Origin of the sequence: Streptomyces sp. NPDC088812, assembly GCF_044750285.1 — a bacterium.
Taxonomy (GTDB): Bacteria; Actinomycetota; Actinomycetes; order Streptomycetales; family Streptomycetaceae; genus Streptomyces.
On sequence record NZ_JBIVJP010000016.1, the window covers coordinates 188687 to 209959 of the forward strand.

Here is a 21273-nt window from a genome sequence, read left to right on the forward strand (position 1 = left end):
GACCGGGCCCGTCGCCCACGTCGAGCGGTCCCGTGCCGGTGTGTCAGCCGCGCAGGGCCCGGACCGCGGCCTCCAGCCGCTTGCCGTAGTCTCCGTCGGCCCGGCGGAAGTTGTCGATCGCCCGCTCGGCGATGTCGTCGCGGGAGACCTTGGCGATGAAGCCCGCCAGGTTGCCGATCAGGCGCTCCTTCTCGTCCTCGGTCATCAGGCGGTAGAGGTTGCCCGCCTGCACGAAGTCGTCGTCCTCGGCGTGGACCGGGGTCACGTGGTGGCCCGTCGCCCCGGTGACCGGGGTGGCGCCCCACAGCGGACGGTCCGTCTGGAACGGGCCTCCGAAGCTGTTCGGCTCGTAGTTCTTCGCGCCGCCGTGGCGGCCGTCGTACAGGAAGCCGTCACGGGAGTGGGTGCGCGCCTCGGTGGCGTGCGGACGGTTCACCGGCAGGTGGTCGGCGTTGATGCCGACGCGGTAGCGGTGGGCGTCGCCGTACGCGAAGAGGCGGCCCTGGAGCATCTTGTCCGGGGACGGGCCGATGCCCGGCACGAAGTGCGCGGGGCTGAAGATCGACTGCTCGACCTCGGCGAAGATGTTCCGGGGGTTGCGGTTGAGCTCCAGCCGGCCGATCCGGACGACCGGGTAGTCGGCGTGCGGCCACACCTTGGTCAGGTCGAACGGGTTGAAGCGGTAGTGCGCCGCGTCGGCCGCCGGCATGATCTGCACGCCCACGGTCCACGAAGGGAACTCGCCCCGCTCGATGGACTCGCGCAGGTCACGCTGGTGGGAGTCGGGGTCCTCACCGGCGATCCGGTTGGCCTCGTCCGGCGTGAGGTTCTTGATCCCCTGGTCGGTCTTGAAGTGGTACTTGACCCAGAAGACCTCGCCGGCCTCGTTGTTCCACTGGAAGGTGTGCGAGCCGAAGCCGTCCATGTGGCGGTACGAGGCGGGGATGCCGCGGTCGCCGAAGAGCCAGGTCACCTGGTGGGTGGACTCGGGCGACAGACCCCAGAAGTCCCAGACGTTGTCCGCTTCCTGCGAGCCCGTGTACGGGTCGCGCTTCTGGGTGTGGATGAAGTCGGGGAACTTGATGGCGTCCCGGATGAAGAACACCGGGGTGTTGTTGCCGACGAGGTCGTAGTTGCCCTCCTCGGTGTAGAACTTCACCGCGAAGCCCCGCGGGTCGCGGACGGCGTCCGCCGCGCCCAGGTTGCCGGCCACGGTCGAGAAGCGCAGGAAGACCTCGGTCTCCTTGCCGACCTCGGAGAGGAACGCGGCACGGGTGTACGGCGTCACGTCGTCGGTCACCGTGAAGGTGCCGTAGGCGCCGGCGCCACGGGCGTGCACGACACGCTCCGGGATGCGCTCACGGTTGAAGTGGGCCAGCTTCTCCAGCAGGAGCTGGTCCTGGACGAGGACCGGGCCCCCGGCGCCCGCGGTCTCGCTGTTCTGGTTGTCGGCGACCGGAGCACCGGCCTCCGTGGTGAGAGGTCCCTGAGTCACGTGCGCCTCCTGCGTCGTTCTCGCCGTCCTGTCCCCTGGCCGGGGGCTCCCTCACGCATACGAGGTCCCCGACCAGAGCCGGTTCCGATCCTACATTGGACTATGTCTAAGTCAAGCAGAGATCCAGAGCCGTACTCATTCAGGAACTAGTCACTCTTGTTGTTAGGATCAAGTCCATGAGCGACCTTGTGGAACGGCTGCGCGACGGCGGATGGCGGATGACCGCGCAGCGGCGCGTGGTGGCCGAGGTCCTGGACGGCGAGCACGTCCACCTGACGGCCGACGAGGTCCACGCGCGGGCCGCCGCCAAGCTGCCGGAGATCTCCCGGGCGACGGTCTACAACACGCTCGGGGAGCTGGTCTCCCAAGGTGAGGTGACCGAGGTCGCCACCGGCGGGCGCGCCACGCGGTACGACCCGAACGCCCACCGCCCGCACCACCACCTGGTCTGCGCCGGGTGCGGCGTGATCCGCGACGTCCGGCCGGGCGGCGACCCGATGGCCGGCCTGCCCGACTCGGAGCGTTTCGGCTTCACGCTCTCCGATGTCGAGGTCACGTACCGCGGACTGTGCCCGGCCTGCGCGCCGTCATAGTCCCGGCCGGTTCCGGGAGAGCCGAACCGGTCCGGGCGGTTTGCCTGTCGGGTCCGTGGAGGAACGGCGCTTCAGGCGAAGACGATGGTGTGGTTGCCGTTGCGGATGACCCGGTCCTCGGCGTGCCACAGCACCGCGCGGGAGAGGACGGCGCGTTCGACGTCGGCGCCGCGCCGGGTGAGGTCGGCGGCGGTGTCGGCGTGGGTGACGCGGACGACGTCCTGCTCATGCGTGTCACGTCTTCTGCACGGCCGAAGCCGTGGTCGGTCCGGGTGAGCGGCGGGGATCGTAGGTGAGGGCCTTGACCTCGCGGAGGGTGGGAACGGCTTCGACGGCCCGGACGCCCGCCAGGGAGCCGACCTCGTCGGCCAGGTAGGCGAACAGCTCCTCCGTCGTACGGCACAGCACCGAGACCACCACGTTGGCCTGGCCGCTGACCATCGCGGCGAAACGCACCTGGCGGTGGCCGGCGAGGGCCTGCCCGACGGAACGCAGCCGCGCCGGTTCGGCCCTCAGCCACAGCACCGCCCCGGTGCCGTGGCCGAACGGCTCGTGGTCGTGCTCGACGTCGAAATAGAGCACGCCCGTCCCGCGCAGCCTGTGCAGGCGCCGCTTGATCACCGACTCCGTCCGGCCGGTCGCCGTCGCGAGATCGAGGGCCGTCGTCCGCCCGTCGTGACGCAACAGTCCCAGCAGGGCCTCGTCGAGGCTGTCCAGGACGACCGGCCGCGCCACCGTCTCGGGCGGGGCCGGGCGCAGCGCGGCCTCCTGCGCCGGTTCCAACGCGTCGATCTTGTTCAGCCAGCCGAGCGGACCGCCGTAGAAGTGGTGCAGGACGCAGTAGGCGTCGACCGACGTGACCCTCCGGGTGCGCGGGAGCCGCTCCAGGAGCAGCTCGTCCCGGTCCTGGCGGCTGCGCGGCTTCATCGCGCACATCACCTCGGTGCCGCCGGACATCAACCCGACGTAGGAGGTGTCGGGCCGGCGTGCCAGGGCGTCGGCCAGGGGCGTGGCGGCGTCGGGGGTGCAGCGCAGACGCACGATCCAGTCGGTGCGTCCCAGCCTGCTGTGGTCGGCCATGCCTAGCACCCTGAGCCGTACCTCGCTCCGCAGCCGCCGGTAGCGGCGGGCGACGGTCTGGTCGGAGACGCCCAGGACCTCGGCGATCCGGCTGAAGGGCGCCCGGCCGTCCAGTTGCAGTGCCTGGAGCAGGCGCAGATCGAGTGCGTCGGGCTGGTACACGGATGCTGCCTTCATCGCCTCTTCTCGGGTACGCGGTCGTCGGTCGTCCTTCCGGGGCACTCCCTTGTCCTTGCTGGGAGTCATTCTCGGGTGCGCACCTGCCGCGGCGCAGGCGCACGCGGACCGCCGTCGTTCGAACAACCTGGGAACCATGCGGTCCGCTCGGCGGACGGAGCGAGCCGGAGGGCCCGCACGGCCCGAATCCGACATGAGCGATGCTCTCCGGGGCCGCAAGTTCCGCCTCCGGCCGGATCCCTGGAATGGCGGTGCGCCGTCCCAGGGGGCGTACGGTGCACGGACCGCGTCGAAGCAGGGGTGATGGGCACTTCCGGAAGAGTCACGCTGAACGACGTGGCGGCGGCCAGCGGGGTCTCCCGCGCCACCGTCAGCTTCGTCCTCAACGACGACCCCCGCCAGACGATCTCCGCCGCCACCCGGGACCGGGTCAAGCAGGCCGCGCGCGAACTCGGCTACGTACCGCACGGGGTCGCCCGGGCGCTGCGCGAGGGCACCTCCCGCGTCGTCGTCCTGAACATCGACGCGGGCCTGGAAGGCGCGTACTCCCGCAGTTACGTCCGGGGGCTCGACGCGGAACTGGCCGCACACGACCACGTCCTGCTCGTCCGGCACGGACACCACACGCCGCAGTCCACCCGGCAGGTCCTCGACGCCATCGCCCCCCGCGCCGTCATCCGCTTCGGCGAGACCTACCTCACCGGCCGCGAACTCGACGACCTCGGCGGCGGCTGGCGCGACGGCCTCGCCGCCCACTCCGCGCTCCAGCTGCGGCATCTGGTGGAGCACGGCCACACCCACATCGCCGTGGCCCTGCCCGACACCGAATCGCCGCTCGCCGCGGCCCGTTCGCAGTTCACCGGGCAGGCCGCGAGGAACCTGGACGTCGCCACCCCGGGCTCGTTCGTCACCCCCCTGGACCGGGCCGCCTGCGCCGAAGCCGTCGCGGCGTTCCTCACCGGCGCACCCGAGGTGACGGCGATCGCCGGCTTCAACGACGACGTCGCCCTGCGCGTGCTCCTGGCCCTGCGCGACCTGAACCGCCGGGTGCCGGACGAGGTGGCCGTCATCGGCTTCGACGACAACGGCTACGGTGCGTACGTCACCCCCTCGCTGACCACCGTCAACGTCGACGCGGAAGCCCACGGACGGCTCAGCGCCCGCCTCGCCCTGGGCCTGGACACCAGCGGTCTGCGCCCGCCGCCCGCGCGCGTGGTCGTCCGGCAGTCGGTCTGACCGCCGCGCACCGAGGACGCCGGGCGGCTTCCGCCTGCCCGACCCGGTCGACGGCAGGGCGTTCCGCACGCCCGGCGGCAAGGCCGTCTTCACCCGCGCCGACATCACCGCGCTGCGGGCGCCCGAGGGGCACCTCATCCTGCGGACGCTGCGCTCCCACGACCGGTGCGCGGGTCAGCCCAGGGACTTGATCAGGCGTTCGATGCGGGCGGCGACCTTCTCGGCGGTGCCCTCGACATAGAAGCCGTCGCGGGCCTCGTAGGTGTGATGGTCGTAGTTCCAGCGGTCGGGCATGTTCTTGGCTCCGCCCTCGAACATCGACATGACGAAGGTGCTGGAGAAGGACGACGCCTCACGGATGGCGTTCGCGGTGCTGGTCGACAGTTCCGGCTCCACCCCGGCGAAGACTCCCTTGCCGACCTGGAAGACCCAGATCGGGACGTCGACGCCGGTGGTCGGCGTGTAGGTGGCGGTCGTGACCGGTCCGGTGGGGTGATCGGTCGTCATCTGGGTGGTGGTGACGGTGTCGGTGAGCAGCCGCACGGGGACGTTCGTGCCGCTCTCGTAACGGGTGATGGCCTGCGCCACCCGCACGATCTCGTTGCCGAGGCGTTCGCCCTGCGCGGTCAGCAGGGCGAAACCGGCGTCCCGCAGGTCGACGCCGTAGGTCCACCCCTTGTCCTTGTCGATCGTGTAGCGCTTCGAACGGTACGCCGGGAACTGGTCGCCGCAGGCGCCCACCAGCCAGAACCCGATGGCGCCGGGGTACTGGCCCTCCACGTGGGCCACGGCGGCTCCGGCGAGGTCGGCGGTGATCGGCAGGTTGCCGTCGGCCATGGTGGAGTCCTGCATGACACAGGACTGGACGTTGTAGTTGGTCAGGACGGCGATCGGGTCGCCGTCGAGGTCGTTGAAGCGGACCACGTACACACCGTCGTCGGAGACGCCGTGTTCGTCGACGCCCAGCCAGTAACCGTCCTTGGTGGCGACGTTGCGGTTGACGTTGACGTCGGCGGCACCGGTGCCGTAGCCGACCTGCGCGTCCTGAAGGTTCGCGACGGCGTCGGCCACCGCGGCCCCGGTCGCGTCGGCGATGCTCCGCACATAGGCGGCGGCGCCGGCCGAGGAACTGGCGGCCGCGACGTGCGGGGCGGAGAAGCAGTGGGTCACCGTGACCATGATGTCCGCCGACGGGATGCCGGTGGCCGCGGTGACGGCCGTACGCATGAGCGCGACGGCCTCGGCGCTGATCGACGTCAGGTCCAGCACGGCCAGAGCGAAACTGCGGGAGCCGGACTCCACCAGCAGCACACGGACGTACAGGTCGTCGTGGACGGAGGTGAAGTCGTCCAGCGGCAGGATCGAGGCGGCCGGGGTGAAGGCGGCCTTGCCCGCGCCCACCCGCAGGCCGGTCGTCGGCCGGGGGGCGGCGCCGGCCGCGGACGCCCCGCCCACCACCGTGCCGGCCGCCGCGGCGAGGGCCGTCGCCGCGACGAACACCCGCCGGCTCACCTCCCCCGAGGAGTCGGATTCCGCGGACTTGTCGGACTCGTTCCCGTGTCGCTCGGACATGTCAAACCCTCCATCGAAAAAGCGGATCGGCCCGCGCGGATTTCCGATTCCACCGGCCCGTCATTCCCTTACGGCCGGCGGAGCGCCGTAACACCGAGGAAGCATCACAGCGTTTCCACCCGGCAGCAATTCGCGGGCTGCAAGCTGAGCTTTCATCTGCCGTGTGTTGACGTGCGACGATCTCACGCAGACCCTTCTGACCACGGCAGGAGAGAGGAGCGATCCAAAGTGGGCCGGACCTCCTCCCGAGCGAGGAGGCAAAGGAAATACAAAACACACAGGAAACTCGGCGGCGGATTTTCACAGCCTTTTCATTGCTTCCGTCGCCGACCACGGAACATCGATATGCGAGGAGTAAAGTCTTGAGGAGCAGGCGTGCATTCATAGCGGGAACCATGGCAACGGGACTCGCGGCCGCCGGCGGAGCCGCCTTCCAGGCCTCGGCGGCCGCCGAGGAGAACGGCGGTGCCGCCGCACGACACGGACGTGTCCGCGGTGTCACCGCGATCACGCGGGTCCACGGAGACGGCCAGAAGTTCGTGGCCGTGGCGGTCGAGTACGACCGCGACATCGCCGACCGTCACCTGACGACGTCCACGTTCGCGGTCGACGGCCGGACGGTCACCGGCGTGTACGCCAACCGTGCCGCGGAGCGCGCCGACCACGGCCGGAACGGCCGCTTCGTCATCGTCGAACTGTCCCCCGACGACGCCGACGCGGCGCTGTGGGCGACCGGAGGGGGCGGCGGGGCGCCCTCCACCTCGCCCAGCCCCACCGCTTCTGCCTCTGCCTCTGCCCCTGCCCCTACTTCTACTTCTGCCTCTGCTTCTGTCTCAGCTTCGGCTTCTGTCTCAGCTTCGGCTTCTGCTTCCGCGAGCGCCGCCGCGCAGAGCGGCCCGACCATCCGCACCCCGTCGGCCACCCTGACCCAGACCGGAACCGTCTCCACCACCGACGGGCACCGCTACGAGCCCGACGGCACCGTCCTGAGCACCGACCGGGTCGTCAACCCGATCGTGGACGACTTCCGCCAGCTCGCCTTCGAGGACCCGAAGACCGGCGAGAGCCTCGACTACAACCTCTTCGTCCCGCGCGACTACGACCCGCGCAAGCGGTACCCGCTGGTGCTGTTCATGCATGACGCGAGCGTCGTCGGGGCGCCCGTGCTCGGCCCGCTCGTCCAGGGGCTGGGCGCCGTGTGCTGGGCGAGCGAGGAGGACCAGGAGAAGCGGGAGTGCTTCGTGCTGGCGCCGCAGTACCCCTCGGTGGTCGTCGAGGACGACTACCGGCCCACCGCCCTGTTCGACGCCACGGTCCACTTGGTCGAACACCTGACCTCGACGTACAGCATCGACCCGAAGCGCCGCTACACCACCGGTCAGTCGATGGGCGCCATGATGTCGCTGGGCTTCGGCATCCGTCACACCGACGTGTTCGCGGCCCTGTACGTCGTCGCCGGCCAGTGGCCGGCCGAGCAGGCCGTTCCGCTGGCCACGAAGAAGATGTGGGTCCACGTCTCCGAGGGGGACACCAAGGCGTTCCCCGGCGAGAACGCCATCATGCAGGTCATCGAGGCGGAAGGCACCGAGGTGGCCACGGCGGCCGGCTGGGACGCCCGGTCCACCCAGGCCGAGTTCGCCGCGGCCGTCCGGGCGGTCGAGGCCCAGCAGGCGCCGGTGCAGTACACCACGTTCCTGACGGGCACCGTCGCCGGGAGCAGCGGCAACGCCGGTTCCGAACACATGGGAACGTGGCGTTACGCCTACAGCATCCCCGGGATACGGGACTGGGTCTTCCGCCAGTCCCTGTAGGCCGCTGCCGGGCGTCAGGGGACGGGCGGTGGCGGGGGCGGCGCAGCATCCGTCCGCCCGGCCGCCGGCGGGGGTGCCGGGGTCCTCGAACAGTCCGGCGCCGCCGCACACGCCGCCCGCGTCCCCTACGCCCCCGCCCGTGCCGACGCTGTGGGACTCACAGGTGAATCAAGGATTCACAGGAGAATCAGATCGCACATCAATGCCATCCACAGCAACAACCGGTCGACTTCAGCCCGTCCACGCAACGACAGCAGGACTCCCACGCCCTCCCAATTGTCCGGAGCATGACAATTGCAGTGCGGGAGTGGTGTCCGGGGGTTCTGCGAGCCCTCATCCCGAAGGGACCGGGTAGATGCCAGAAGACAGCAACAATCGCGGGTTACACAGCAATTGGAAGCGGGCGGGCGTGGCTCTCGCCGCGGGAACGGCCCTCCTCCTCGGAGGCGGCTACGTCCACGCGAACGCGGCGACCGGCCAGAGCGACTCCTCGTCCAGCGTGTCGGCGGCCGCGGCCGTGTCGTCCGCGGCGGTCTCGGACGTGGTCGACGCGGCCGACGCGTTCCTGGACACCCTGTCCACGAGTCAGCAAGGGCAGGTGCTCCTCGGCTTCACGGAGGCGAACGCCACGGCCTGGTCGAACCTGCCGTGCGGCTCCTCCTGCCGGGTCGGCATCCAGCTCGGCTCGCTCAGCACCGCACAGCTGACCGCCGCCAAGGCGGTGCTGCAGGCGGCCGCGGGCACCGCCGGCGGCACCGGGTACGACCAGATCTCGCAGGTCCTGGCGGCCGACGACGTCCTGGGCCAGAGCGCCGGCGGCTACGGCAGCGGCAACTACTACCTGGCCTTCCTCGGCACCCCGAGCGAGACCGGCACCTGGCAGCTGCACTTCGGCGGACACCACCTCGCGGTGAACCTCACCTACGAGGGCGGCGAGGTCACCGGTGCCAGCCCGTACTTCGTCGGGGTGGAGCCGAGCAGCTGGACCTCGAACGGCACCACGTACGCACCGCTGAGCGGACAGCGCAACGGCATGCTCAACATGCTGAACAGCCTGAGCAGCAGCCAGCTCACCCAGGCCAAACTCTCGCAGTCCTTCGGTGACGTGCTGCTCGGCCCGGGCAAGGACGGACAGTTCCCGACGACCAAGGTGGGCCTCCCGGTCAGCGGGCTCTCCAGCGCCCAGAAGCAGCTGGTCCTCGCGGCCATCACCCCGTGGGTCAAGGTCGTCGACGACTCGACCTCGTCCGAGCTGCTGGCCACCTACGAGTCGGAACTCGACCAGACCTACATCGCGTACTCCGGCAACGCCGGCCTGAGCAGCCAGGGCGACTACGTGCGCATCGACGGGCCGGGCGTCTGGATCGAGTTCGTCTGCCAGAACGGCGTCATCTACCGCAACCAGGTGCACTACCACACCGTCTACCGCGACCACACCCGCGACTACGGCGGGGAGTTCTCCTTCTGATGAACCGTCCGCCGATCTCGATGTCACCGGCGCCGCGGTCAGCGCTGCGCAGGGCGGTCGGGATGGTGGTGGCGGTCCTGGCGGCGCTGCTCTTCGCGGCGCCGCCGGCCGCCGCGCATCCCATGCCGCACTCGGTCGTGGTCCTCGACGTGCACGAGGCCTCGGTGACCGCCGAACTCGCCCTCCCGGTCGCCGACTTCTCCCGGGCCAGCGGCATCGCCCTGGACGACACGACCACGGCGCGACAGCTCTCGGCCCGCGCCGCCTCGGTCCGCCGCTATCTGACCGCACATCTGCACCCCGCCACCGGCCAGGGCACGGCATGGGACGTCACCGTCGGGGCCATGGCTCTCGGCCGGGCGGAGCAGACCTCCACCGGTGTCTACCGCGAACTGACCGTCCGGGCCACTCTCACACCGCCGCCCGGCGGGAACCCGCGCCGCTTCGTCCTCGACTACGACGCCGTCGTCCACCAGGTCGTCACCCACACCGTCCTGGTCTCCGTCCGCCAGGACTGGGCCGCCGGCCGGGTCAGCGAGGAGGGCCAGGACACCACGACCCAGGTCGGTGTCATCAGCACCGACACCCGCACCATGACCGTCGCCCCCCTCACCGTCGACCTGGACCGCGGCAGCGCCTGGAGCGGGACCTACGCCATGTTCCGGCTCGGCGCCCACCACATCCTCGAAGGCACCGATCACCTGCTGTTCCTGCTCATCCTCCTGCTCCCCGCACCACTGCTGGCGGCCCGGAACCGCTGGCGCGGGCTGGTGGACACCCGGACCGCCGTCATCCGCATCGCCCGCACCACCCTCGCCTTCACCTGCGGTCATTCCCTCGCGCTGGCCGTGAGCGCTTTCGGCCGCCTCGACATCCCGGCCCAGCCGGTGGAGGCGTTCATCGCCTTCAGCATTCTCGTCGGCGCCGTCCACGCCGTTCGTCCGCTCTTCCCGGGGCACGAGGCCGTCATCGCCGGCGTCTTCGGCCTCGGGCACGGCCTGGCCTTCTCGCTCACCCTCGCCGAGATGAACCTTTCCACCACGCAACTGGCCCTCAGCCTCGCGGGATTCAATCTCGGCATCGAGTGCATGCAACTCCTCCTCGTCCTCCTCGCCCTGCCGGGCCTGATCTGCCTCACCCGGTCGCGGAGCCACGCCGCCCTGCGCGGCGCCTGCGCGCTGCTCACCGCCGGCCTGGCCCTCGGCTGGCTGCTCGACCGCCTCGGACTGCCCAACCCCGTCGCCCGCGCCGCGGACAGCGCCGGAACGCACACGTCCCACCTGCTCGTCGTCCTCACCAGCACCGCCCTGCTCGCCGTCCTCCAGATGATCACCGTCCACCGTCGCGGACAGGGCACCGGACGGAACCCCGTCACCACGGGACGGTGACGGTGTGGGACCAGCCGAGCCCCTGTCCCCCTGTCACCTGTCACCTGCCACCTGCCACCTGTCACCTGTCACCTGTCACCTGTCGGACGAAATCCCCGCAGCCCTCCTCGGCGTCGGATGCGCCCTGATCTGCCGGGGACGGCTCATGTCAGCACGCCGGCGACCCCGGAAGGGCGGCCGGTCCGAACCGGGAGGAGCGAGGGTGCGGCTCAACGGCCTCGGGCGGATCGGCCGGACGTCGACAGCGTCAGGACGATGAGGCCGACGCCTGTGGCGGCGAGGCCGCCGACGAGGAGTGCGCCGCGTGCTCCCCATGACGCGCCGACGGCTCCCACGGCCGGTGCGCCGACGACTGTGCCGCCGAGCCAGCCGATCGACCAGAGCGACAGCACCCGCCCCCGCATCTGCGGTGCGGCCCCCAGTTGCATCAGTGTCTTGGCCGAGGAGTTGAACGTGATGGAGGCCGCGCCGACGAACACCAGGGCGACCAGCGACACCGCCAGTGTCGGTGCCAGGGCCGCGGCGCAGATCAGTGCTCCCCAGATGACCGCCGACACGGACAGGGAGCGGGCGCTGAGTCGGCGGCGGCGTACCGCGGCGAAGCCTCCCAGGACCGCGCCGGCGCTCATCACGGCCATCGCGGCACCGTAGCCGGTGGGGCCGACGTGGAAGGCCGATGTGGTCAGCAGCGGCAGGCTGACGGGGAACTCCCAGGTGAGGATGCCGGTCACGTACACCATGGCCATGGGATAGAGGAGCTCGGGTGTGTGCCGGACGTAGGCGACGGCGGCGCGGATCTGGCCTTTGGCGCGTACCTCGCGCTCCGCCGGATACATGTCCGCCCTCCGCAGCATGAGCAGGCTGACGATGACAGCCAGGAACGAGACGGTGTCCAGGGCGAAGCAGGGGGTCACCCCGAGTGCGGCGATGACGATGCCGGCGACGCCCGGTCCGACGAGTTTGGCGGTGTTGATGAAGGTGGAGTTGACGGCGATCGCGTTGGCCAGGTGTTCGCGGTCGACGAGTTCGCTGATCAGGCTCTGCCGGGCGGGGTTGTCGAAGACGTTGGTGAGGCCGGCCGTCAGCATGAGCAGGATGAGCAGGGGCAGGGTCATCAGGTGGGCCCAGCTCAGGACGGTGAGCACCGCGGCCTGGGCGGCGAAGCAGACCTGGGTGGCCGTGAGCAGCGTACGGGTGTCATGACGGTCCACCACCAGTCCGCCCCAGACGCCGAGCAGCAGGACGGGCAGGTACCGGGCACCGGTCACGATGCCGAGCATCGTCCCGCTGTGCGTCAGTCGCAGGGTCAGCCAGCCGACGGCGATGTTCTGCATCCAGTTGCCGACCACGGACGTGGTCTGTCCGAGCGCGTACAGCCGGTAGTTCCTCATCCGGAGCGACGCGAAGCTGCTGAGGCGGGCGGTGCCTTCGTGCGGGGGCGCGTGGCGTCCCGTGCGGAACGGCACGCGACGGCGGTCGGTCATCGGCGCACCCGCCCCACTGCGGGAGCGGGGCCGGTCACCGGTGCCGGGATCGCCGGTCCCGGCCAGGGCGGTGGCGGTCCCGGCCAGGGCGGTGGCGGTCCCGGCCAGGGCGGTGGCGGTGTGCGGCGCGGGAGGCGGTGCGTCCGGCGGGGGCACGTCGTTCCGCCGGCTGCCGCGAGCACGGGAGGAGGGGCGGTGGTCAGCCGCGAGTGCGTCATGAGGCTTCGTCTCGAACCGGGCGGGGGCCGGCCGGAGTGATCCGGCCCGGGAGGTGAGATGGGCGGGGGTGGGGCTTCGACGGCGGGTCCGGCGACCGCGGGACCGGGAATCCGCTGGACCCCCGAGTCCGGCACGGCCGCGGGACACCGTCACCCGGTTCAGCCGCTCTTGCCCCTCGACCGCCGGTCCCCCAGGCCGAGACGCCTCAGGGCCAGCGTGTCCAGGCCGGTGAGGATCCCGTTGAGGATGAGCGTCATCGCCACCAGGATGATCAGGCCCGCGAACTCGGTCGGAGCGTCGAGGTTCGTGGCCGCGGTGAAGAGCTCGTGGCCGATGCCCTCGGTGGAGGCGATGAACTCACCGCCGATGACGCCGAGGATCGCCAGCGGCCCGCCCGTCTTGAGCGCCGCGAAGAACGGTGCGGCCAGCGTGGGCAGCGTCACGTAGCTGAGCACATGGTGCCGGCGTCCGCCCATCACCTGAACGATCTCCACGAGTTCGCGTTCCCGCAGCCGCAGGCCCAGGTAGACGTTGTAGAAGACCACGAAGGCCACGCCCGCGGCCGCGATCGTGATCTTCGACATGGGGCCGATGCCGAAGAACAGCAGGAAGAGCGGCGCGAGAGCGATCTTGGGGATGCCGTTGACGGCCGCGATCAGCGGCTCGAACACGCGGCCGGCGAGCGGCACCGAGCCCAGTACCAGGCCCATCACGGTGCCGATCGCCACACCGATCCCGAAACCGGCCACGATCTCGAACGCCGTCGTCTTGATGTCGGTCCATCCGGCCGACGAGCCGAGCAGCGTCCACAAGGCGTGCGACACGTCGGTCGGCTTGCTGACGGCGTACTCCGGCAGGACCGGTCCGCTCATCACCTGCCAGAGGACGAGCGTCAGGGCGATCACCGCGAGGCGCAGGACCACCACCAGTGCGGTACCCCGCCACTCGTTGTTCTCGACGCTTCCCGTCCGGGGCGCCTTCACCTCGGTCTTGCTTTCTGCACTGCTGGTAGCAGTCGCCATTGTCTGCTCCTTCCGGTTCACGGGTGTGGCGGGCCCGGTCGTCTCACGGCAGGTACTTGTTCGTCCAGTTGTCACTAGTGACCTCGGCGTTCGCGGGCAGTGTCCCCAGGCTGTCGAGGAACGCCATGGTCTTCTTCCAGCCGGCGGCGTCCATCGCGCCGCTCGCGGGCCAGTCGACCTGCTGGAGGCTGGCCTGCACGACGCTGTCCGGCACGCCCTTGAGCGACTTCTGCGCCGCCTTCAGCACCGTCTGGTCGTCGCTGTCCTCGAGGTGCGTGTCCATGTAGGCCGTTGCCTGCTGCACCGCCGTGACGAACTTCTTGACGATGTCGGGGTGGGCGGTGGCGTAGCTCTTCTGCGTGACCACGACCTGTCCGTAGCCGGCCTGTTCGGCGGCCCACTCCGGAACCTTGAACGGGTCGGCGACCACGACACCGTCCCCGTCGTTCTCGATCTGCAGCGGGATCGGCTCCGAGGTGACGAACCAGTCGATCTGGCCGCTGTTGATGGCGGCCTTGTCCGCGGCCGGGCTCGGCAGCGACACCCATGTCACCTTCTTGTCGGGATCGACGCCGTACTTGTCGAGGAAGATGCCGGCTTCGGCCTTGGTGTTGGCCGAGCTGGCGCCGCCGGTGGAGCCCGCCAGCGCCTTGGCCACCTGCTCGGCAGGAGACTCCGCGGTCAGCTTGTGGGCTTCGGCGAACTTCTTGCTGACCACGAGACCGAGCGGGTTGCCCAGACCGTCGGCGGAGACCGCGATCTGCGGGAGCCCCTTGGCGAGGGCGGACACGAACCCGGTGGGGCTGCTGTCGAAGAACTGCACCGAACCCGACTGGAGCGCCGAGGGGCCGGTGGCCGCGGTCAGCGTCACGAACTTCACCGCCAGGCCCTGCTTGCGGAAGTAACCGTTGGCGTCGGCCACTTGCAGCGGGGTGTCGAAGATGCTGCCTCCGCCACCGACCGTGACCTGGACGAGTCCGTCGGAGGTCGTGGTGGTGCCGGAGTCGCCGCCGCAGGCGGTGAGCAGCGCCGGGGCGAGCAGCGCGGCCGAGGCGAGGGCGAGGAGCCGGTGGCTCCCACCGGGCCGCAGCCGGGTTCCTCTGCGGGCCGCGGGGATGGTCAGGTCGTCGTGCGTCATGAGCGGTCTCCTGTCACCAAGCATGCTGAGCAAGGAAGAAGCGTTTCCAGAAGTCGAACCGGGGCGGATCCGCCAGAGGGATCGGGCCGAAGCCCGCACCGACCTCCATGACGGCCGGGGTGTCGGGTGACCACGCGGGCCAGTGCGGCAGGCCCGGGCCGTTGGGGTCACCGGTGGCCGCGAAGTTGGCCCAGTAGCCGCTCATCGTCTCGGCGATGTCGCGGTCCTCGTGGGTCCACTCGGCGTGGTGGGGCTGGAGATTGCCCCACACGAAGTCGATCTCGGAGCCGTGCGAGGCGCGGCGGGCGCCCTGTCCCACCGGGGCGGCGTAGGTCCAGAAGTACGTGTACACCGGCCGGCCCGCGTGCGCGGTCCAGTCCTTCGCCCACAGCCAGGTGGAGATCCTGGCATTGTCGCGCACCGCGGCGCAATGGGCGTGCGCCGCTTCGTCGTCCGTGGCCGCGGGGTAGAGCCGGAGGAACTCGTCGGCCATCGCCCCGAACTTGACCCGGGAGGCGTCGACATAGTCCTGCCACGTCAGGTGCACCGGCGGCGCGCCCGGTCTCCATGCCTTCCTGCCGAGCGACCGGTACTCCGCGAAGGCGCTCGCGGGCACCGCCCCGCCCTCGTCGAGGTTGTTCCCGGCCAGGTACCAGACGTCGTTCTGCGATCCCTCGGCGTACGTCTCCTCGTAGCCGCCCGGCAGCACCCAGCCGTCGACGACCGGACGGAACAGCGGCGGCCGGGCCGGGCCGCCCGTCTCGACGGCGCTGTCGACCGCGGAGGCGTCCCCCTCCACCAGCCTCTGCCAGGGCAGCGACCTCAGCTGGTCGAGGGTCCGCGCCCCACGCCCCGCCGCATAGCGGGCGCCGGCGGCCTCGGCGTCGGCCAGGGTCCGGTAGGAGGTGCCGAGATACCGCAGATCGGGGTCGCGTGAGTGGCGGGCGTGGCTCTGCGCGACGGCCCGGTGGAAGAGGCCCTTCGCCAGCGGTGACATGCTCAGGAAGTTCACCGATCCGGCGCCGGCCGACTGCCCGGCGATCGTGACCCGTTCGGGGTCGCCGCCGAAGTGCGCGATGTTGCGCCGGACCCACTTCAGCACCGCGATCTGGTCGAGCACTCCGTAGTTGCCGGAGGCACGGTGCCCGGACTCCTCACTGAGCTCGGGTGTCGCCAGGAAGCCGAAGGCGCCCAGACGGTAGTTGAAGGTGACCACCACGACGCCCTTGCGGGCCAGGGTCTCACCGTCGTACCGGGCGTCGGCCCCCGTACCGACCCGGAAGCCGCCGCCGTGGATCCACACGAGCACCGGGCGCAGCTGTCCGTCCGAGGGGTTCGCCCCGGTCCAGACGTTGAGGCGCAGGCAGTCCTCGCTCATCGGCAGGCCGTCGCCGGCGGGCTCGGCCCCCGGCACCTGTGGGCACATGGGGCCGAACCTGACGGCCTCGTGCACCCCGGTCCAGGGCACCGGGGGCTGGGGCGGCCTCCAGCGGAGGTCGCCGACCGGAGGGGCCGCATAGGGGATGCCGCGGAAGACGGTGATCGAGCGGTCCCGCCCCGGTAGGCCACCGACCAGTCCCGCTTCGGTCTTCACCGGTTGGTGCATGGTCTCTCTTCCTGGTGGGTGCGGGACGACTCGTCGGTCGGCCCGGCTGGTGGGCTCGGAGGGTGTCCGAGGTGGCCGAAGGCGCGGCGGGCAGCGGCAGGGGCGCGGAGGGCCGGAGGGTTTTCTCAGCCGTCCACTGCCGAGGCGGTGCGCTCCTGATGCGCCAGCAGCAGCAGCGCCCGGCGGGCGGAGGCGACGTGGTGGAGCATGGCGGCGACGGCCGCCGGGGGGTTGCGGGTGATGACGGCCAGGAGGATGGCCTGGTGCTCCTCCAGCGATCCGGTGCGCGGGTGCGGGGCGGACAGGTTGCGGTACTGGCGCATCACCAGGGGGTACAGCAGGGTGTCGTACGCCCGTGCCAGGGTCTGCTGGTGCGCGGCCTCCTTCACCTGCTGGTGGAAGCGCCGGTTGCCCCGGGAGTAACCCGTCGCGTCCCCCCGGGACTTGCAGTCCTCCATCACCTCCAGCGTGTCGCGCAGTGCCCGGATCTCGTCCTCGGTGGCCCGCTCGGCGGCCTTGCCCGCCAGAGCGGACTCCAGCGTCTCGCGCGCCTCCAGGATGTCCGCGGCCTCCTCGACCGAGAAGCTGCGGGTGCGCACCCCCCGGTTGACCTCGCTGGTGACGTAGCCCTCCTGGGTCAGCCGGACCAGGACCGCCCGCATGGTGCTGCGCGAGACGCCGAACATCCGGGTCAGATCGGCCTCGGTGAGCCGGGTGCCCGGTTCGACGCTGCCCGAGAGCAGCAGTGAGCGCAGCCCTTCATAGGCCTGGCTCTGCCGGGTCAGCAGCGTCCGGCCCGCGTTGTCGTCGAAACCGTTGGAATCCACCGTGATCACCCTGTAGGTCTGTGCGGAGAGGACGGCTGCCGGCGGGAAGGCGTCCGGTGCGGGCCGGGCCCAGGCGGCGGCAGGACAGCTGCGGTCGGAGGGTCAGGCGCGGGTGAGCCCCGGATACAGTCGCCGGGCCGTACCCGCGAAGATCTCCTGACGGTCCTGTTCCGGCAGCGCGGCGAGGACGTCCTCGGCGAGGGCGCGGAGTTCGGGCAGGGACTGCTCGGCCGCCGGCAGGTTCGACCCCCAGGCGATGCGCCCCGCGCCGAACGCCTCGACGACCGGCCCGAGGAAGTCACCCGCCTGGTTCCCGGCGTCCCGCAGCCGCTCCAGGTTGCGGTGGGTGAGCTTGAGGTGCAGGCCCGGGTGCACACCGAGTTCCGCGACCTCGGCGCCGGCGCGGGCGGGCGAGGCGGCGATGTCGGGGTAGCCGATGTGGTCCAGCAGCACCTTCACGCCCGGGAACCGCTCCAGGAGCTCCACCAGTTGCCGGGTGGCCGGGCCGAGGCGCATCTGGAGGCAGACCGGCAGGTCCAGTTCCCCGGCCTGCTCCCAGAAGGGGAACGTCTCCGGTGCGACGAACCATTCGCCCTGGGTGGGTACGGTGCTGCCGCTGGTGAACAGCCGTACCCCGGCCAGGCCGCCCTCGCCGACCGCGGCCTTGAGCGAGGCGGCGGCGTCCGGACGCAGCGGGTCGACGGTGCCGACGGCGACGAACCGCTCCGGCCGGTGCCGGCTGCTGTCGAGCACGTACGCGTTGTCGTAGCCGTAGTGGGTGGTGGCCTGCACCAGGACGGCCTGGGTGATGCCGGCGTCGTCCATGCGGCCGACCATGCCCTCGGCGGTGACGGGCCGGGTCGCGGCCCACTCCGACTGCTTCCCCCCGATCGGCGCCTTGGGGTAGCGGGTCAGGTCCTCGGAGATGATGTGGCAGTGTGCGTCGACGATGTCCACGTCGGGGTGCTCCCTTGTCTTCGGTGTGTGCGGTGCGGGCCGGCTCAGGCGTCCGGGTAGTCGCCGGGGGCGAACAGCGAGGGCAGGTCGGCGGGGAACTCCGGGTCGAGCAGCCCCTGGTCCTCGGCGAAGCGCACCATCGCCGTGAGGCTGGGCTCGTTGGCCGCGATGCCGTAGGGGACGGGGTCACCGCCGATCTGCTGCCCCTGGCGGGCCAGTCGGGGGGCCGCGGACCATGCGGGCTGCGCGGAGAGGTGGCGGCGCTTGCTCTCCGCGAACGCCGCGTACAGCGCGGTCGCCAGACCGGGGTCGCGTTCCACGAGCTCGGAGCGGAGCGCGATCAGCGAGTGCAGCGGGTAGACCCCGGTGCGCAGGTAGTGGTCCACGGCGAGCGTGCCGGCCTCGGGGAAGAGCGGGTACGGGCCGTCGCCGCCGGCCTCCGGTTCGGCCGCCGCCGTCCAGCCGGCCCGGGGTGCGCCCGCCCGTCCGGTCCCGGCGTTGCCGGTCAGCGCGGCGTCGATCTCCCCGGCGCGCAGCAGCTCGCCCAACGAGCGCCCGTCGGTGACCCGTTCGACGTTGGCGGGGATACGGCCCTCGACGTGGTCGTCGTCGTCGACCACCCAGGTGATCTTGTCGATGTCGACGCCGTACTCCTCGCGCAGCACGCCGCGCACCCATACGCCGGTGCTGACCGAGTAGGCGCGCACGCCGACCCGGCGTCCCTCCAGGTCCCGCGGCACGCGGATGCGGGAGCCGGCGGCGCACTGCACGTCGCCGTGGTGGAAGCGCCGGTTGAGGGACACCGGAACCGCTGTCAGCGCCACGCCCGCCTGACGTGCCATCAGATAGGAGACCGGTGCCAGTTCGCAGACGTCGAACTCCAGGTCCCGGATCATCCTCCGGTAGGCGCCGATGACCGGTGTGACCTCCACCGGCTCCACCAGGTACCCGTCGATCGCGACGTCGCCGTCCAGCAGCGGCTGCGCGTGCGGGTAGTCTCCGAGAACCACTGTGAGCTTGTCCATGCCTTGTCCTCTTACGTGTGTGTCGTGGGGTCCGGCCGTCCGTGCCGCGGTCGTCAGCCGCCGAGCCGGGACGGCGCCACGCCGAGTGCCGTGCAGGTCCGCTCGACGAGTTCGTCGTAGTCCACCGCCCGCGGGATCACGTCCTGCTCCAGCGCGTAGGCGGCGGCCTTGGTGAACGCGCCGCGCAGTCCTGCGAAGCCCACGGGGTGCAGGGCGACCGGGCCGCCCTCCTCCTGGGCGGTGAGCACCGACCGCATCGCGTCGTACGCGGCGAGGATCGCGGGACCGTGCTCCGCGGCGGCCGCCTCGGAGACACCGACGACGTGGTTGACCGGGACGAACCCCTGGTCCTGCGACCACTGTTCGGCGACCGCCCGCGCGTCGTCGACGGCGGTGCGGATGCGGTCGTCGGCGGGCAGTTCGTTGCCCATGATGCCGAAGTCGACGTTGCCCGCCAGGAAGTCCGCCGGCAGCTTGGTGCCCTCCGGCGCCCGCCGCACCCAGGACGGGTCCTCGGCACCTTCCACGTGGTGCCCCTCGTAGGTCGTCCAGTGCGCCTTGCGCAGGTCGATGCCGTACTGCTCGGTGAGGAAGCCGCGCACCCACACGCCGGTGGTCTGGCTCCAGGCGCGGACTCCGACGCTGTGTCCCTCCACCTCGGCGACCGACAGCCCGCCGAGGGTCACCAGGGTCTGGTGCTGGTGGCGTCCGAGGGTGGTGACGGGCAGCAGCAGCACCGGCTTGCCGTGGGCGACGGCCTGGAGGACGGTCACGATGGCCAGTTCGCACAGATCCACGTCCGAGGCGTTCACGAAACCGCGGGAGGCCTTGTGCACCGGCTTGATGTCGACCCGCTCCGGCTCCGCGCCCGCTTCGCGGGCCGCCGCCAGGGCCGCGGCCGCGAGATCGTCACGGCCGAGCACCAACTTCATGTCTCTCTCCTCTTGCGTAGGTACCGGCGTCTCCTGCACGGAGACCGCGGGGCGTCTCAGGCCTGCCGGCCGGGGTGCGCCGGGCGCGTCCCGTGGTGGCGTTCGTGGTGCTGACGCAGCAGGTCGACGCCGAAGTCGTTGCCGTTGGGGGTACGGACGACGGTGTGGATGTGCCGGCGCGAGTGGTAGTCGTTGTCGAAGAGCACGCCGGGCATGTGCTCGAACTCGACGAGGATCACCGGGCTGTGGAAGCGGTAGTAGAAGGTGCCGTCGGGGTCACCGACCCAGGCGAAGCGGGTGTCACCCTCGTGGGCCCGTACCTCCTCCATGCGCACCCGGGCGTGGTGGTCGCCGGCCCGGTTCACGTAGAGCCCGAGAAGGCGCAGTGCCGTCTCCCGCTGACCGGGCGCCATCCCGCTCAGCCGCAGTCCCTGGTGGTCGAGCTCGAAGTTGTCCCGGAAGGCCCCGACGAACAGTTCCGCCGGCATCGTGTCCGCGATGACGGCCTGCTCCCGCTGCCGGCGGTCGAGTTGGGTGAACAGCTCGTGTCCCAGTGCCTCCTCGCCGCGGAAGGCCACGGTGCCGGCGTATTTCCCGGATCCGGCGATCACCGGCTCGGCGCCGAGGAAGGAGGGGGTGAGGACCATCTGGTCCCCGACGAACACGCAGTTGATGTTGACGTGGTGCCCGTCGAGCTGCCAGCCCCACGGGCCGCCGTTCTCCGGCTCGCCGTACAGGGAGAACCAGTACAGCCACTCGTTGAGGCCGTCCGTGTTGCCGCTCAGTTCACCGATGGTGAGGTTGAGGCGCATCAGGTCGACCATCTGGCGGTACCCGTCCGCGCTGAGGCTCTCGCGGATGACGGTCAGGGCCCGCTCGCGCTGCGCGTCGTCGAACTCCTCCAGCAGCATGCCGTGCCGCAGGAAGTACCGGGCACCGTTGTTCCAGTGGCGCCAGCTCACGTCGTCCATCGGGAACCGGCCCTCGGCGAGCTGCTTCTCCGTCAGGCCCGCCAGGTAGTCCTCCGCCGCCCGGTACACCGGGCGGACGTCCGCGCCGGTGCCGCGCAGCGGGAACAGTCCCGGCCGGACGCCGTCCGGCGTGGCCACTCCCCGGAAGGGCTCGTTCGCCGCCTTCACCCGCCAGGCGACCTTGTCGAGCAGGTCGGGTGTCCATGTCTCCGGCTTGCGGGTGGGCGGGTTGCCCCGCTTGCGCAGCCCTACCGGCTCTCCCACCGCTGCTC

Annotated in this window: 17 protein-coding genes; 5 read left to right on the top strand and 12 right to left on the bottom strand. The window is 71.0% G+C overall.

Going from position 1 to position 21273, the window contains the following annotated elements; translation table 11 throughout:
• Positions 1-43 precede the first annotated feature (43 nt).
• Entirely contained in the window at positions 44-1495 is a 1452-nt protein-coding gene (locus ACIP67_RS27015; RefSeq protein WP_401695402.1) for a catalase, read from the bottom strand.
• 176 nt (positions 1496-1671) lie between these two features.
• On the opposite strand from ACIP67_RS27015, the gene ACIP67_RS27020 reads away from it, so the two are divergent.
• On the top strand, positions 1672-2088 hold the full coding sequence (locus tag ACIP67_RS27020; protein ID WP_401695403.1) for a Fur family transcriptional regulator: 417 nt from the start codon (positions 1672-1674) through the stop codon (positions 2086-2088).
• Between the two features lie 234 nt (positions 2089-2322).
• Here ACIP67_RS27020 and ACIP67_RS27025 read toward each other — a convergent pair whose 3' ends face one another.
• A complete protein-coding gene (locus ACIP67_RS27025) occupies positions 2323-3345 on the bottom strand; it encodes an Lrp/AsnC family transcriptional regulator (RefSeq protein WP_401695405.1) in 1023 nt (340 codons plus the stop codon).
• A gap of 303 nt (positions 3346-3648) precedes the next feature.
• Here ACIP67_RS27025 and ACIP67_RS27030 point away from each other — a divergent pair, with 303 nt between their 5' ends.
• On the top strand, positions 3649-4581 hold the full coding sequence (locus tag ACIP67_RS27030; protein WP_401695406.1) for a LacI family DNA-binding transcriptional regulator: 933 nt from the start codon (positions 3649-3651) through the stop codon (positions 4579-4581).
• 174 nt (positions 4582-4755) lie between these two features.
• On the opposite strand, the gene ACIP67_RS27035 is transcribed toward ACIP67_RS27030, so the two are convergent.
• Positions 4756-6153 carry a hypothetical protein gene (locus ACIP67_RS27035; RefSeq protein WP_401695407.1) on the bottom strand — a complete coding sequence of 466 codons (1398 nt, stop codon included), beginning with the start codon at positions 6151-6153 and terminating at the stop codon, positions 4756-4758.
• A gap of 395 nt (positions 6154-6548) precedes the next feature.
• Between ACIP67_RS27035 and ACIP67_RS27040 the strand changes: the two genes are divergently transcribed.
• From ACIP67_RS27040 to ACIP67_RS27050, 3 genes are all read left to right on the top strand, one after another.
• Complete coding sequence (locus ACIP67_RS27040) at positions 6549-7964, top strand: hypothetical protein (RefSeq protein ID WP_401695408.1); 1416 nt, start codon at positions 6549-6551, stop codon at positions 7962-7964.
• A 409-nt stretch (positions 7965-8373) separates the two neighbouring features.
• The gene (locus ACIP67_RS27045) at positions 8374-9432 is read left to right on the top strand and encodes a DUF3500 domain-containing protein (RefSeq protein WP_401695409.1); all 1059 of its coding nucleotides are present in this window, start codon (positions 8374-8376) and stop codon (positions 9430-9432) included.
• A complete protein-coding gene (locus ACIP67_RS27050; protein WP_401695410.1) occupies positions 9432-10820 on the top strand; it encodes a HupE/UreJ family protein in 1389 nt (462 codons plus the stop codon). Before ACIP67_RS27045 ends, ACIP67_RS27050 begins: the two co-directional genes overlap by 1 nt.
• Before the next feature lie 209 nt (positions 10821-11029).
• Here ACIP67_RS27050 and ACIP67_RS27055 read toward each other — a convergent pair whose 3' ends face one another.
• From ACIP67_RS27055 to ACIP67_RS27095, 9 genes are all read right to left on the bottom strand, one after another.
• Positions 11030-12460, bottom strand: a complete 1431-nt coding sequence (locus ACIP67_RS27055) for an MFS transporter (RefSeq protein ID WP_401695411.1) — start codon at positions 12458-12460, stop codon at positions 11030-11032.
• Between the two features lie 221 nt (positions 12461-12681).
• Entirely contained in the window at positions 12682-13545 is an 864-nt protein-coding gene (locus ACIP67_RS27060; protein ID WP_401695412.1) for an ABC transporter permease, read from the bottom strand.
• Positions 13546-13588: 43 nt separating this feature from the next.
• Positions 13589-14683, bottom strand: a complete 1095-nt coding sequence (locus ACIP67_RS27065) for an ABC transporter substrate-binding protein (protein WP_401695413.1) — start codon at positions 14681-14683, stop codon at positions 13589-13591.
• A 13-nt stretch (positions 14684-14696) separates the two neighbouring features.
• A complete protein-coding gene (locus ACIP67_RS27070; RefSeq protein ID WP_401695414.1) occupies positions 14697-16289 on the bottom strand; it encodes a carboxylesterase/lipase family protein in 1593 nt (530 codons plus the stop codon).
• A 125-nt stretch (positions 16290-16414) separates the two neighbouring features.
• On the bottom strand, positions 16415-17116 hold the full coding sequence (locus tag ACIP67_RS27075; RefSeq protein ID WP_401695415.1) for a GntR family transcriptional regulator: 702 nt from the start codon (positions 17114-17116) through the stop codon (positions 16415-16417).
• Between the two features lie 102 nt (positions 17117-17218).
• Positions 17219-18073, bottom strand: a complete 855-nt coding sequence (locus ACIP67_RS27080) for an amidohydrolase family protein (RefSeq protein WP_401695416.1) — start codon at positions 18071-18073, stop codon at positions 17219-17221.
• A gap of 44 nt (positions 18074-18117) precedes the next feature.
• A complete protein-coding gene (locus ACIP67_RS27085) occupies positions 18118-19098 on the bottom strand; it encodes a 4,5-dihydroxyphthalate decarboxylase (RefSeq protein WP_401695417.1) in 981 nt (326 codons plus the stop codon).
• 53 nt (positions 19099-19151) lie between these two features.
• On the bottom strand, positions 19152-20030 hold the full coding sequence (locus tag ACIP67_RS27090) for a hypothetical protein (protein ID WP_401695418.1): 879 nt from the start codon (positions 20028-20030) through the stop codon (positions 19152-19154).
• A gap of 56 nt (positions 20031-20086) precedes the next feature.
• Positions 20087-21265 (bottom strand): DUF3500 domain-containing protein, encoded by a 1179-nt coding sequence (locus ACIP67_RS27095; RefSeq protein WP_401695419.1) that lies wholly within the window; start codon positions 21263-21265, stop codon positions 20087-20089.
• Between the last annotated feature and the right edge of the window lie 8 nt (positions 21266-21273).